A 12,612-nucleotide genomic window follows, 5' to 3' on the forward strand; every position below is an offset into this window, starting at 1 on the left:
TAGCGAACCTTGTGGGGCGCATTGAAAAGGGATCAGCGGTTAGCCGGGCGCGCATTTTAGCCTGTCCGTATAGCGTTTCTTAGCATTTATTTCGTATTCATCCAGTCATTTGGCAATAACGCGATCAAAGGTCATAAAAAAGGAACGGTGCAAAACCAAGTCAGTCACTACTTAAGCAACTCGATTTCCCAGGTGCCGTGCCTGGGGTTTTGCTCAAACGAGCCGGGGACCGCTCTGGCCACTTTGAATAAGGAGTTTTGACTGATGAGTACCAAGAAGCCAGCCACCCCGCCGAAGAGTGAACTCGCGGGCACTGATACCCTGGACCGTGGCAACACCAACGCCAAGCTGCAGGCGTTGGAAGAATTCCGTTCCGACGCGACCGGCCAGGCCCTGCGCACCAACCAGGGCGTGAAGATTTCCGACAACCAAAACAGCCTGAAAGTCGGCGCCCGCGGCCCTTCGCTGCTGGAAGACTTCATCATGCGTGAAAAGATCACGCACTTTGACCATGAGCGTATCCCCGAGCGCATCGTGCATGCCCGTGGTACGGGGGCCCATGGCTATTTCCAGAGTTACGGCGACCATTCGGCGCTGACCAAGGCAGGTTTCCTGCGCACGCCTGAGCATAAAACCCCGGTGTTCGCACGTTTTTCCACGGTGCAGGGCCCGCGTGGTTCCGGCGACACCGTGCGTGACGTGCGCGGTTTTGCCGTGAAGTTCTTCACCGACGAAGGCAACTTCGACCTGGTGGGCAACAACATGCCGGTGTTCTTCATCCAGGATGCGATCAAATTTCCTGACTTCGTCCACGCGGTGAAACCCGAGCCTCATAACGAGATTCCTACCGGCGGTTCGGCCCACGATACGTTCTGGGACTTTGTTTCGCTGCAACCGGAATCCGCGCACATGGTGATCTGGGCCATGTCCGACCGCGCCATTCCAAAAAGCCTGCGCGCCATGCAGGGCTTTGGGGTACACACCTTCCGTTTGATCAATACCGAAGGTAAGTCCAGCTTCGTGAAGTTCCACTGGCGTCCAACAGTCGGCACCTGCTCGCTGGTATGGGATGAGGCGCAAAAGCTGGCCGGTAAAGATACGGACTACCACCGTCGTGACCTGTGGGAAGCGATTGAAAGCGGCGATTACCCTGAGTGGGAGCTGGGCGTACAGATCGTGGCCGAAGAAGACGAGCACAAGTTTGATTTCGACTTGCTCGACCCGACCAAGATCATTCCAGAAGAACTGGTACCGATCACGCCGCTGGGCAAAATGGTGCTCAACCGTAACCCGGACAACTTCTTCGCTGAAGTCGAGCAGGTTGCGTTCTGCCCGGGTCACATCGTGCCGGGCATCGACTTCACCAACGACCCATTGCTGCAGGGCCGTCTGTTTTCCTACACCGATACCCAGATCAGCCGACTGGGCGGGCCGAACTTTCATGAGATTCCAATCAACCGGCCTGTCGTGCCTTTTCATAACGGCCAGCGCGACGCTCAGCATCGCACCGTGATTGATAAGGGTCGTGCGTCCTACGAGCCAAACTCTATTGATGGTGGTTGGCCGAAAGAAACCCCTGCTGGTCCTACCGATGGTGGCTTTGAGTCCTACTACGAGCGCGTCGATGCCAACAAAGTACGTGAGCGCAGCGAATCCTTCGGTGACCATTTCTCCCAGGCGACGCTGTTCTACAACAGCATGAGCCACCACGAGAAAGAGCACATTATCGCGGCCTACAGTTTTGAGCTGGGCAAGGTGGAGCGCGAGTTCATCCGTGCGCGCCAGGTCAACGAGATCCTGGCCAATATCGACCTGGAGCTGGCCAAGCGCGTTGCGCAGAACCTGGGCTTGCCGGCGCCGACCAAGGGCACCGTGCCTGCCCGTGAAACGTCGTTGAAAGAATCGCCAGCCTTGAGCCAGGTGAACTTGCTGTCGGGCGATATCAAAACGCGCAAAGTGGCGATTCTGGCAGCCAACGGCGTTGATGGTGCGGCCATTGACGCGTTAAAAGCCGCGCTTGAAGCTGAAGGCGCCCATGCCAAGTTGCTGGGGCCTACTTCGGCGCCGGTGACCACCGCGCAGGGCAAGACGCTGCCGGTCGACGCCTCGATGGAAGGCATGCCGTCCATTGCCTTCGACGCAGTGTTTATCCCGGGTGGCAAAGAGTCCGTGAAGGCGCTGAGCGGTGATGGCGTGGCGTTGCATTACGTACTGGAAGCCTACAAACACCTGAAGGCGATTGCGGTAGCCAGCGATGTGAAGCCGTTGCTGGACCTGCTGAAACTGGAGGAGGATGCGGGGTTGATCGTGGGCGCGGATGCCAAGGCGTTCAAGGCCTTCTTTGCGGCGATTGCCCAGCATCGAGTGTGGGCGCGTGAGCCGAAATCCAAGGCGATTCCGGCTTAACTTATCGGTTGTTTGTTAGATCGTCATCGCAGGCAAGCCAGCTCCCACACTGTTCAAATGTGCGAGCTGGCTTGCCTGCGATGCTTTTAATCCGCCTTGCGCGGAATCAGCACAACCTGCGCCGGAATATGTTTCAGGATTTGCCGGTGAATTTTCAGGTCATACCCCGAATCAATTCGCTTCACCCGCTTGGTCAATAACGTGGCCAGCCACGGGTAATCCTGGGTGCGTGGCACCTGGATGCTGACGTCGCACTGGTAATTCACCACATCGGTGGCGATGGCGTCCAACTGATGGCGCATGTCTTCAACATCCGCAAGGTTCAGCGCCACGGTGGTGCTCGGCGCTGCCGGGTCGATGACCTTGGCGGCAGGCTTGGCCTCAGCGGCTTTCAACGCAGCTTCTGCCTGGTCCAATTCGGCTTTGCGCGCATGGCTGATGGCGCTGTTGACGCCACCGGTCAGCGCAGGGGCCTTGGGCATCAAAGCGCGGGCACGGCTCAGGGCCGTGGCGGCCGCGTTGACGTCGCCTTTTTGCAGCACGATCTGGCTGCGCTGCAGGTAGGCTTCGGCCAATTGACGCTGGTAGGCCTCAAGTGCCGGGTCGTTGGGCGATTGGGCCTGCAATGCAGCCAGTTGGTCTTCGGCGGTGGCCAATTCGCTGCTGGCCAGGTTTTGTTCCAGCTGCGCGATGGCCGCAGCCCGCGGATCCGGAGCCTGGGGGGCAGCGGGCGGCGTACTTTGGCAGGCGCCCAGCAGCAGTGAAAATGCGGCAAGGAGCAGATAACGGGAGGTGAACGGCTTCATTCCTGCGACTCTCTATTTGCGCAAAAAGCGAGCAAGTCTACACCCCTCGACGGGGCAGGACAAAACTCAGCAGAAACAGGGCGGCCGCCGTAACCACAATCGACGGCCCGGCCGGTGTGTCCTTGAACCAGGACAGCGCCAGGCCACCACACACTGCAAGCATCCCCAGGAGGCTGGCGCCAATTGCCATCTGCTCCGGAGAGCGAGCGTGGCGCTGGGCAGCGGCGGCTGGAATGATCAGCAGCGACGTGATCAACAATACGCCGACAATCTTCATCGCGACAGCAATCACCACGGCGATGAGCAACATCAAGGCCATACGCAGGCCTGCGACGGGCAAGCCTTCTACCTTGGCCAGTTCTTCATGCACGGTGATCGCCAGCAACGGGCGCCACAGGGCCACCAGCAACACCAGCACCGCAGCGCTGCCGCCGAGGATCCAGGCCAGGTCGGTCGGGCTGATCGCCAGCAGGTCACCGAACAGGTAGGCCATCAGGTCGATGCGCACTTCATGCATGAAGCTCAGCACCACCAGGCCCAGGGACAAGGTGCTGGGTGCGAGGATGCCCAGCAGGGTGTCGGAGGCCAGTGGCTGGCGTTGCTGCAGGGTCACCAGCAGCACGGCTAGCAGCAGGCAGCCGACGGTCACGGCGATGGCCGGGCTTACATCCAGCAGAAAACCCATGGCCACGCCCAGCAAGGCGGCATGGGACAAGGTGTCGCCGAAATAGGCCATGCGTCGCCAGACCACGAACGAGCCCAATGGGCCCGCCACCAGTGCCAAAGCCAAGCCTGCCAGCAGGGCGTAGAGCAGAAAATCAGCCATGCTTGCAGCTATCTCCATGAACGTGGGGGGTATCGACGACGGCGCCATGCAGGTCATGGGCGTGGTCATGGTGGTGATGGTAGATCGCCAGGCTCTGGGCGTTCTTGCCGAACAGCTCCACGAACGCCGGGTCGCCACTGACCTGTTCCGGGTGGCCGGAGCAGCACACGTGGCGGTTGAGACAGACCACTTGGTCGGTGGTGCTCATGACCAGGTGCAAGTCGTGGGAGACCATCAGTACGCCGCAACCATGGCGGTCGCGCAGGCGGGTGATCAGGCTGTACAGCTCGGCCTGGCCGGCGACATCGACGCCTTGCACGGGCTCATCGAGTACCAGCAGCTCGGGCTCGCGCAGCAAGGCACGGGCCAGCAGCACGCGCTGCATTTCGCCGCCGGAAATACTTTGCACCGGGTTGTCGATGACGTGTTCGGCGCCGACTTCCTTAAGCGCGGCCTGGGCGCGGGCGCGGTCTACGCCAGGCACCAGGCGCAGGAAGCGCAATACGGAGAGCGGCAATGTCGGGTCCACGTGCAGCTTTTGCGGCATATAGCCCACGCGCAGCTTGGGCTTGCGCCAAACCGTGCCGCTGTGGGGCTTGAGCAGCCCGAGCACGGCGCGCACCAAGGTTGTCTTGCCCGCGCCGTTGGGGCCGATCAGGGTGACGATTTGCCCCGGTTCCACGCTCAGTGCGATGTTCTCCAGCACGTTTTGCCCGGCGAACGTGACCCCGACCTGCTCCAGGCGGATTAACGCATTGCTCATCAAACCCCCTGGCAGCCTGCGCACAGGCCGACCACTTCGACCGTTTGCCCTTCGACCTTGAAGCCGACGTCGGCAGAGCTTTTGATTATGGCGTCGCTGATGCTTTTTTGTTCAAGCTCAATGGCGGCGTGGCACTCGCGGCAGATCAGGAACTGGCCCTGATGCGCGTGCTCCGGGTGGTTGCAACCGACAAAGGCGTTAAGCGAGGCGATACGGTGCACCAGGCCGTTTTCCAGCAGGAAATCCAACGCACGGTAAACGGTGGGCGGCGCGGCGCGGCGGCCGTCCTGCTCGCTGAGGACGCCCAGAATGTCGTACGCGCCCAAAGGCTTGTGGCTCTGCCACACCAGCTCCAGCACCCGGCGACGCAAGGCGGTCAGGCGCAAGCCTTTCTTTGCGCACAGGGTGTCGGCCTCTGACAATGCGGTGTGCACGCAGTGAGAGTGGTCGTGGGGACGGCTGGCAAGCGGTGTTTTAGGCATGAGCGGCGACAGATATTTGATAGAGACGTTATTATGTTACCCGTTCCTACGCCATCGAGTGGTCATCGTGTCCCGACTTTTTCCCGTTTTTGTCGTATTTGTCACCAGTTTGTTCGTTGCCGGTGCCGCTCAGGCCGAGGTCAAGGTGCTGACAAGCATCAAGCCGTTGCAGCTGATTGCAGCTGCCGTGCAGGACGGCGTGGCCGTTCCAGAGGTGTTGCTGCCGCCGGGGGCGTCGCCGCACAACTTCGCTTTGCGCCCATCCGACGTACGGCGTGTGCAGTCGGTGGACCTGCTGTACTGGATCGGGCCGGACATGGAAACGTTTTTGCCGCGTGTGCTCAAAGGCCGTACGGCGCCAACGGTGGCCGTGCAGGACCTGCCAGGCATGAAACTGCGCGTCTTCGGCGAAGATAGCCACTCTCATGCCGATGAAGCCGACGAACATGATCACGATCACCGCCCAGGCAGTGTGGATGCGCACCTGTGGCTGTCCACGGTCAATGCACGTGTGATCGCCGCTCGGATGGCGGCCGATCTGAGCGCTGCCGACCCAGCCAATGCCGAGCGTTATCAGAGCAATGCGAAGGCCTTCGAAGAACGCCTGAACGCGCTGGATGCGCGCCTGAAGCAGCGTTTGGCGGGCGTTGATGGCAAACCTTATTTCGTGTTCCACGAAGCCTTTGATTACTTCGAAGAGGCGTACGGTTTGAAGCATGCTGGCGTGTTCAGCGTGGCCGCCGAAGTGCAGCCGGGCGCGCAGCACGTAGCGGCGATGCGCGCTCGTTTGCAGGAAGTGGGCAAGACTTGCGTGTTCAGCGAGCCGCCGTTGCGACCTCGCTTGGCCGAAACCCTGGTGGCCGGGTTGCCGGTGAAGTTGGCGGAGTTGGATGCGTTGGGTGGCTATACGCCAGCTACCGCGCAGGGTTATGAGCAGGTACTGGAAAAGCTTGGCAATGACCTGGCCGGTTGCCTGGAGTCGCTCTAACACGCAACACAAAACCCCTGTGGGAGTGGGCTTGCCCGCGATAGCGCAGTGTCAGTCGATACTGCTATTGCAGGCAAGCCAGCTCCCACATTGACCGAGTCGGTCTTTTAAAGTGCGAACGGCAGGTGGACCGTGACCTGTTGACGCTGCGCCAAGCGGTGCTCGAACTCAGCCGGGTCATGAATCAACACATCCTGCCCTGCAAATGATTCGGCCGCGATCAGCCGGGACAGCCAGAACCGTACGCACGCCACGCGCAGCATGGTCGGCCATAGCTCGGCTTCCTTCGCGGTAAACGCCCGTAGCCCCGCGTAAGCGCCCAGCAGCGCCCGGGCACGGTGACCGTCAATCACGCCATCGGCATCCGAGCACCAATCATTCAAGGCGATTGCCACGTCGTAGAGCATCGGCCCCGAACAGGCGTTGTAGAAGTCGATCAGGCCTGTCAGGTGCGTGCCTTCAAACATCGCGTTATCGCGAAACAGATCGGCGTGCACATTCGCCCGCGGCAGGCCGAGGATGTCGGCCTTGTGGGCGTCGATCTCGGCCAGCGCATCGCGCAACAGGCGTTGCTGGGCCTCGTTCAGGTGCGAAATGAGTTGCGCGCCCTCGCAGAGCATCCAATCCAGGCCGCGGTCGGTCTTGCGTTCAAGTACCTTTTCGCCCTGGGTGGCCAAGTGCAGGTGGCCGAGCAGTTCGCCAACCTGGGTGCAATGCTGTGCATTGGCCTCCTTGATGTGCTTGCCCGCCAGGCGCGGTTGCAGCAAGGCCGGTTTGCCCTTGAGTTCGCGCAAAGCGATGCCGTCGGTGGTACGCAGGGCGTACGGCACAGGCAGGTCGGCGTCATGGAGCACGTCGAGCAGTTCGATGAAGAACGGCATTTCTGCCACCGGGCCACGCTCAACCAGGGTCAGGACGAACTCGCCCTGCTCCAGGCTGATAAAGAAATTGGTGTTTTCGCTGCCGGCGGCAATCCCCTGGAAATCAAGCAGGCGGCCGAGCCCATAAGGGGCGAGAAAGGTTTCCAGCTCAGGCCGAGCCAGGGGGGTGAACACAGACATGGTTAAAACTGCCGTTACGGGCGCTGCGGTGGGCAGCGCCGGTTAAAATTAAGAAATCATTTCCATTCGAAGATCTTCCATGACGGGATCAGCATATCCGGCTGGTCAGAGCGGATGAAGTTCGCGTCGGTGCCGTCCGCACGTACCAGAAAGTACGGTGGTGCCCCCTTCGGGGTGACCTTGATCGCATACAGAAAGCCGTTTTGGCGGTATTCCTGGATGGTTTTGTCGCCTTCCGTGCGAATGGTAACTTCCGGATCACCTCCAGGGGCACTGTCTGCCGCCATGGCAGCCATCGGAGCGAGTGCAATCAAACCGGTCAACAGCAGGCGATTGAATGTACGCATGATAACCTTGTCCCTTTGTTTTCATTGGTCCGGCTATTCTAGCGCCTGACCCGCCGAAAAGGTTGATCCTGCTCATGAGCCAAGCGCCCCTCGTCCTGGTGGACGGTTCTTCTTATCTTTATCGCGCCTTCCACGCGCTGCCACCGCTGACCACCTCCAAAGGCCTGCCCACCGGTGCGGTCAAGGGCGTGTTGAACATGCTCAAAAGCCTGCGCAAGCAGTACCCGGACAGCCCATTTGCGGTGGTTTTCGACGCCAAGGGTGGGACGTTTCGCGATGAGATGTACGCCGAATACAAAGCCAACCGCCCGAGCATGCCTGATGACATGCGCCTGCAGATCGAGCCGCTGCATCAAAGCGTGATCGCTCTTGGCTTCCCGTTGCTGTGCGTCGAGGGCGTCGAGGCCGATGACGTGATCGGCACCCTGGCTCGCAGCAGCGCGGCCGCCAGCCGCCCGGTGGTGATCTCGACCGGTGACAAAGACATGGCGCAGCTGGTGGACGGCCACATTACCTTGGTCAACACCATGACCGGTAGCTCGATGGACATCGAGGGCGTTAAGGAGAAATTCGGCGTCGCTCCGGAGCAGATCATCGACTATCTGGCGTTGATGGGGGATTCGTCCGACAACATTCCCGGCGTTCCGGGCATTGGCCCCAAGACCGCCTCCGGCTTGCTGGTGGGAGTCAATGGCGGCCTCAAAGAGCTTTATGAGCAGCTGGATATTGTGCCGACCCTGCCTATCCGTGGGGCCAAGACCCTGCCGGCCAAGCTGGAGGAGCACAAGGAGATGGCATTCCTGTCCTATCAGTTGGCGACGATCAAGATCGATGTGCCGCTGGATATCGGGTTGGATGATTTGCACCTGATCGAACCGGATCGCGAAAAGCTGCTGGAGCTGTACACGCTGCTTGAGTTCAAGAGCTGGCACGACGAGATTCAGCGCGATGCCAAGCGTGTCGAGCTCAAATCGGCGAGCGAGGTTGCGCCGGCCGCCGAAATGCCGGTCGAGGCTGTTATATCAGTACCGGTAGAGGCGGTTTACACCACTATTCTGGACCGGGCTACCTTCGACGTGTGGCTGAAAAAACTCCACGATGCGCCGTTGTTTGCTTTCGACACCGAAACCACCGGCATCGACGCCCAGCAGGCGCAATTGGTTGGGGTCTCGTTTGCTGTGCAGCCCCATGAAGCCGCCTACATCCCGCTGACCCATTCCTATATCGGCGCTCCGGATCAATTGGATCGCGACACCGTGCTGCTGGCCTTGAAGCCGCTGCTGGAAGATCCGACCAAGCTCAAGGTGGGCCAGCACGCCAAGTTCGACATGAACATCCTGGCCAACTGCGCCATTGGTGGCGACCCTGCCCAGGGCATTACCGTGCGCGGCATCGCCTTCGACACCATGCTCGAATCCTACGTGCTCAATTCCACCGCGACCCGGCACGATATGGACAGTCTGGCGAAGAAGTACCTGGACCACGACACGGTCAGCTTCCAGGACATCGCCGGCAAAGGGGCCAAGCAACTCACGTTCGATCAGATCGCCCTTGAGCAAGCCGGCCCCTATGCGGCCGAAGATGCCGACGTGACCTTGCGCCTGCATCAGCACTTGTACGCGCAACTGGCGGCGATCCCGAGCCTGGCCAGTGTGCTGACGGACATCGAGATCCCGCTGGTGCCGGTGCTGGCACGCATCGAGCGCCAGGGCGCACTGGTAGACAAGGACCTGCTCGGCATTCAGAGCATCGAGCTGGGTAACAAGATGGTCGAGCTGGAGCGCCAGGCGTACGAGATCGCCGGTGAAGAATTCAACCTGGGCTCGCCCAAGCAGCTCGGGGCGATCCTGTACGAGAAGCTCGGCATGCCGGTGCTGAAAAAAACCGGCAAGGGCCAGGCATCCACCGCTGAGGAAGTGTTGGCCAAACTGGCCGAAGATGATTTTCCGTTGCCCAAGGTACTGATGCAGTACCGCAGCATGAGCAAGCTCAAAAGTACCTATACCGACCGCCTGCCGGAACAGATCAACCCGCGTACCGGGCGTATTCATACGTCTTACCACCAGGCCGTCGCGGCGACCGGGCGCTTGTCCTCCAGCGATCCGAACCTGCAGAACATCCCGGTGCGCACCGCCGAGGGGCGGCGCATTCGCCAGGCGTTTGTCGCGCCCAAGGGCTACAAACTGCTGGCGGCGGACTATTCGCAGATCGAGCTGCGGATCATGGCGCATTTGTCCAAGGACGAAGGCCTGATGAACGCCTTCCGCAATGACCTGGACGTGCACACGGCCACGGCGGCCGAAGTGTTCAAGGTCGAGTTGAATGAGGTCACGTCCAACCAGCGCCGCAGCGCCAAGGCGATCAACTTTGGCCTGATTTACGGCATGGGCGCCCAGAAGCTGGGCAAGGACATCGGCGTCGATACCAAGACCGCCAAGGCTTACATCGATGTGTACTTCGCTCGCTATCCAGGGGTGCGCGAATATATGGAGCGAACCCGCGCCCAGGCGGCGGATCAGGGGTATGTCGAAACCTTCTTCGGGCGGCGCCTGTACTTGCCGGATATCAACTCCAACAAGCCCCAGGAGCGCGCGGCGGCCGAGCGCACAGCGATCAACGCGCCGATGCAGGGTACGGCGGCGGACATCATCAAGAAAGCCATGGTGCAGGTGGATAACTGGCTGACCGAGTCGGGCCTGGATGCCAAGGTCATCCTTCAAGTGCACGACGAATTGGTGCTGGAGGTGCGTGAAGACCTGGTCGCGCAGGTCAGCGAGAAGATTCGCGAGCATATGAGCGCGGCGGCTCAGTTGGACGTGCCTTTGGTGGTGGACGTAGGCGTAGGCGATAACTGGGACGAGGCGCACTGATTCCGCGGCTTTGCCATCACCGTCAGTGGTGGCGAAGCGGTTTAGATCGGAAACCGTCGTCAGTTATTTCCAATAGTTTTTTGAGCCTGTCGGAACTTAACCTGTGAACTGCCACTCAGAGTTACTGAATGGGTGGTGAAGCCCTTCAATGCTCCTATGTTGTGTTAAGTGTTGGCAGATAATTCCAGACCCCGCCCTAGCGGTCCGGAACTTGAACCCCGAACTTCCCCTCCCCAAAAGAAGTCCGGGGTTTTTTTTGCCCGTAGAAAAGTTACTCGGCGATTTCTGCGCCCTTGTCCGCCAATTCCATCCAGCCGGCCAGTACGGTGTAGGCCTCTTCAAGGCCCATGCGCTTGGGGGCGGAGAACAGCTGAATCGTGATGGTATCGCCCCAGCCCTTACGGATTTCGGACTGCACTTTGAGCAGGGTGTTCTTGGCTGCGCCGTAGGTGAGCTTGTCGGCCTTGGTCAGCAAAATGTGCATCGGCATGCCGCTGGCGACAGCCCAGTCGAGCATCAGCAAGTCGAAGTCGGTCATTGGATGGCGGATGTCCATCATCAGGATCAAACCCTTCAAACTCTCGCGACCGCCCAGGTAAGCCTCAAGGTGACGCTGCCAGTGCAGCTTCAGCGGGATAGGTACTTTTGCATAACCGTAGCCCGGCAGGTCGACCAGACGCCGATCATCGTCTAGCTTGAAGAAATTGAGTAGTTGCGTGCGGCCCGGGGTTTTCGAGGTGCGCGCCAGGCTGGCGTGAGTCAGGGTGTTCAGTGCGCTGGATTTACCGGCGTTGGAACGGCCGGCAAAGGCGACTTCAAAGCCCTCGTCATCGGGGCATTGGTCCACTTTGGCGGCGCTGAGCATGAAGGTGGACTGTTGGCACAGGCCGAGGATGGGGTTCTTGAGTTGCATGAGATTTCCGATGTGGGCGGTGCCGAGAAAGGGTGCGGCAAGCGGTGTCGTTTCCGTTTCAGTAGCGCCAGTATATAATGCCGCAGATTTTGTGTGTGCTTTGTCCCAGCGAAGGATGAGGTTCACGGGAGCGAAAGACCTTTATTGCGCATTAGAACGCAAAACGCTCTCAAACCCTGAATAGGTCGATGTATGGACCGACGGTTGCTCGCTTCTGCTGCCCTGATTCCGCTTTACGGCGCTCAGGCTACACAGGATCAACCGAGTTTGCATGGTCAGGCTGAAGCAGTGCGTGACCCAGGGTTTCAAGGCAATGCCGCCGCGTGGTTTGTGCATGGACTGCAGTACTGAGGATTACCAGGCCGTCATTGATTTGATGGTGAGTAAACCCGGTAGATAACTCTTAAACCCTTAGCCGTAGTTGGATTAGCTGATGAACAAACTGATCGTGAGTCTGCTGTTGACCTTGGGCATCACAGGCGCTGCCGTCGCTGCAGAGGGCCCCGTCAAAGGTGATGCCACTGCCGGTCAAGCGAAGGCCGCCGTGTGTGGTGCCTGCCACGGGCCGGATGGTAACAGCCCGGCGCCGAACTTCCCCAAACTGGCCGGCCAGGGTGAACGCTACCTGAGCAAGCAGATGCACGACATCAAGGACGGCAAGCGCACGGTGCTGGAAATGACCGGCCTGCTGACCAATCTCAACGATCAGGACCTGGCGGACCTCGCGGCGTATTTTGCCAGCCAGAAGGGTAGCGTGGGAGCTGCCGATCCTAAATTGGTCGCCCGCGGAGAGCAGTTGTTCCGTGGCGGTAACCTGGAAAAAGGCTTGCCCGCCTGCACCGGTTGCCACTCGCCCAATGGCGCAGGCAACGCTGCCGCAGGCTTCCCGCACCTGAGCGGCCAGCATGCCACCTACATCGCCAAACAGTTGACCGACTTCCGCAAAGAAGAAGCCGGCCGGGCCAACGATGGGGACGCCATGACCATGCGCACCATCGCTCGCAAGCTGAGCGACGAAGACATCGCAGCCCTCTCCAGTTATATCCAGGGCCTGCACTGACGGGGCTGGGCGTTAACGCTCGATTAATCCCGCGATGCAAGCATAAAAAGGGTGGCTCAGGCCGCCCTTTTTTGTGGCCGCTGCCGTTAC

The 12,612-nt window shown here is 60.1% G+C and carries 11 protein-coding genes and 1 pseudogene; 5 read left to right on the top strand and 7 right to left on the bottom strand.

Annotated features, from left to right (window positions below; genetic code table 11):
- The first annotated feature begins 264 nt into the window (after window positions 1-264).
- Window positions 265-2,406: a catalase HPII gene (gene katE / locus BT204_RS03220; protein WP_054897236.1), complete on the top strand. Its 2,142-nt coding sequence runs from the start codon at window positions 265-267 to the stop codon at window positions 2,404-2,406.
- An 86-nt stretch (window positions 2,407-2,492) separates the two neighbouring features.
- Here katE and BT204_RS03225 read toward each other — a convergent pair whose 3' ends face one another.
- The 4 genes from BT204_RS03225 to BT204_RS03240 are packed head-to-tail and all read right to left on the bottom strand — an operon-like array spanning window position 2,493 to window position 5,295.
- On the bottom strand, window positions 2,493-3,212 hold the full coding sequence (locus BT204_RS03225; protein WP_014716334.1) for a PA5502 family lipoprotein: 720 nt from the start codon (window positions 3,210-3,212) through the stop codon (window positions 2,493-2,495).
- Window positions 3,213-3,249: 37 nt separating this feature from the next.
- Window positions 3,250-4,038, bottom strand: a complete 789-nt coding sequence (gene znuB / locus BT204_RS03230) for a zinc ABC transporter permease subunit ZnuB (RefSeq protein ID WP_034129232.1) — start codon at window positions 4,036-4,038, stop codon at window positions 3,250-3,252.
- Window positions 4,031-4,801 carry a zinc ABC transporter ATP-binding protein ZnuC gene (gene znuC, locus BT204_RS03235; RefSeq protein ID WP_003187361.1) on the bottom strand — a complete coding sequence of 257 codons (771 nt, stop codon included), beginning with the start codon at window positions 4,799-4,801 and terminating at the stop codon, window positions 4,031-4,033. Before znuC ends, znuB begins: the two co-directional genes overlap by 8 nt.
- Complete coding sequence (locus BT204_RS03240; RefSeq protein ID WP_169921969.1) at window positions 4,801-5,295, bottom strand: Fur family transcriptional regulator; 495 nt, start codon at window positions 5,293-5,295, stop codon at window positions 4,801-4,803. Before BT204_RS03240 ends, znuC begins: the two co-directional genes overlap by 1 nt.
- Before the next feature lie 46 nt (window positions 5,296-5,341).
- Between BT204_RS03240 and BT204_RS03245 the strand changes: the two genes are divergently transcribed.
- Window positions 5,342-6,271, top strand: coding sequence for a zinc ABC transporter substrate-binding protein (locus BT204_RS03245; protein WP_034129234.1), 930 nt, complete (start codon window positions 5,342-5,344; stop codon window positions 6,269-6,271).
- A 107-nt stretch (window positions 6,272-6,378) separates the two neighbouring features.
- Here the strand turns inward: BT204_RS03245 and BT204_RS03250 are convergent, their stop codons facing one another.
- Together BT204_RS03250 and BT204_RS03255 are read right to left on the bottom strand one after the other, a co-directional pair.
- On the bottom strand, window positions 6,379-7,332 hold the full coding sequence (locus BT204_RS03250; RefSeq protein ID WP_054920916.1) for a homoserine kinase: 954 nt from the start codon (window positions 7,330-7,332) through the stop codon (window positions 6,379-6,381).
- 56 nt (window positions 7,333-7,388) lie between these two features.
- Complete coding sequence (locus BT204_RS03255) at window positions 7,389-7,679, bottom strand: DUF2782 domain-containing protein (protein ID WP_016978788.1); 291 nt, start codon at window positions 7,677-7,679, stop codon at window positions 7,389-7,391.
- Window positions 7,680-7,753: 74 nt separating this feature from the next.
- Here BT204_RS03255 and polA point away from each other — a divergent pair, with 74 nt between their 5' ends.
- Entirely contained in the window at window positions 7,754-10,549 is a 2,796-nt protein-coding gene (gene polA, locus BT204_RS03260) for a DNA polymerase I (RefSeq protein ID WP_072445702.1), read from the top strand.
- 271 nt (window positions 10,550-10,820) lie between these two features.
- Here polA and yihA read toward each other — a convergent pair whose 3' ends face one another.
- On the bottom strand, window positions 10,821-11,462 hold the full coding sequence (yihA, locus tag BT204_RS03265; RefSeq protein ID WP_003187369.1) for a ribosome biogenesis GTP-binding protein YihA/YsxC: 642 nt from the start codon (window positions 11,460-11,462) through the stop codon (window positions 10,821-10,823).
- A 192-nt stretch (window positions 11,463-11,654) separates the two neighbouring features.
- On the opposite strand from yihA, the pseudogene BT204_RS28035 reads away from it, so the two are divergent.
- Together BT204_RS28035 and BT204_RS03275 are read left to right on the top strand one after the other, a co-directional pair.
- A pseudogene (locus BT204_RS28035) lies at window positions 11,655-11,862 on the top strand (cytochrome).
- A gap of 33 nt (window positions 11,863-11,895) precedes the next feature.
- Window positions 11,896-12,522: a c-type cytochrome gene (locus BT204_RS03275; RefSeq protein WP_014716340.1), complete on the top strand. Its 627-nt coding sequence runs from the start codon at window positions 11,896-11,898 to the stop codon at window positions 12,520-12,522.
- Window positions 12,523-12,612: the final 90 nt, after the last annotated feature.

Source organism: Pseudomonas sp. NFPP02, from assembly GCF_900119355.1.
GTDB lineage: Bacteria > Pseudomonadota > Gammaproteobacteria > Pseudomonadales > Pseudomonadaceae > Aquipseudomonas > Aquipseudomonas paracarnis.

Excerpts from the sequence above, each read along its gene's own strand:
- BT204_RS03250 (WP_054920916.1), bottom strand. The coding sequence starts at position 7,332 with ATGTCTGTGTTCACCCCCCTGGCTCGGCCTGAGCTGGAAACCTTTCTC.
- znuC (WP_003187361.1), bottom strand. The coding sequence starts at position 4,801 with ATGAGCAATGCGTTAATCCGCCTGGAGCAGGTCGGGGTCACGTTCGCC.
- polA (WP_072445702.1), top strand. The coding sequence starts at position 7,754 with ATGAGCCAAGCGCCCCTCGTCCTGGTGGACGGTTCTTCTTATCTTTAT.
- BT204_RS03275 (WP_014716340.1), top strand. The coding sequence starts at position 11,896 with ATGAACAAACTGATCGTGAGTCTGCTGTTGACCTTGGGCATCACAGGC.
- BT204_RS03225 (WP_014716334.1), bottom strand. The coding sequence starts at position 3,212 with ATGAAGCCGTTCACCTCCCGTTATCTGCTCCTTGCCGCATTTTCACTG.
- katE (WP_054897236.1), top strand. The coding sequence starts at position 265 with ATGAGTACCAAGAAGCCAGCCACCCCGCCGAAGAGTGAACTCGCGGGC.
- BT204_RS03255 (WP_016978788.1), bottom strand. The coding sequence starts at position 7,679 with ATGCGTACATTCAATCGCCTGCTGTTGACCGGTTTGATTGCACTCGCT.
- yihA (WP_003187369.1), bottom strand. The coding sequence starts at position 11,462 with ATGCAACTCAAGAACCCCATCCTCGGCCTGTGCCAACAGTCCACCTTC.
- znuB (WP_034129232.1), bottom strand. The coding sequence starts at position 4,038 with ATGGCTGATTTTCTGCTCTACGCCCTGCTGGCAGGCTTGGCTTTGGCA.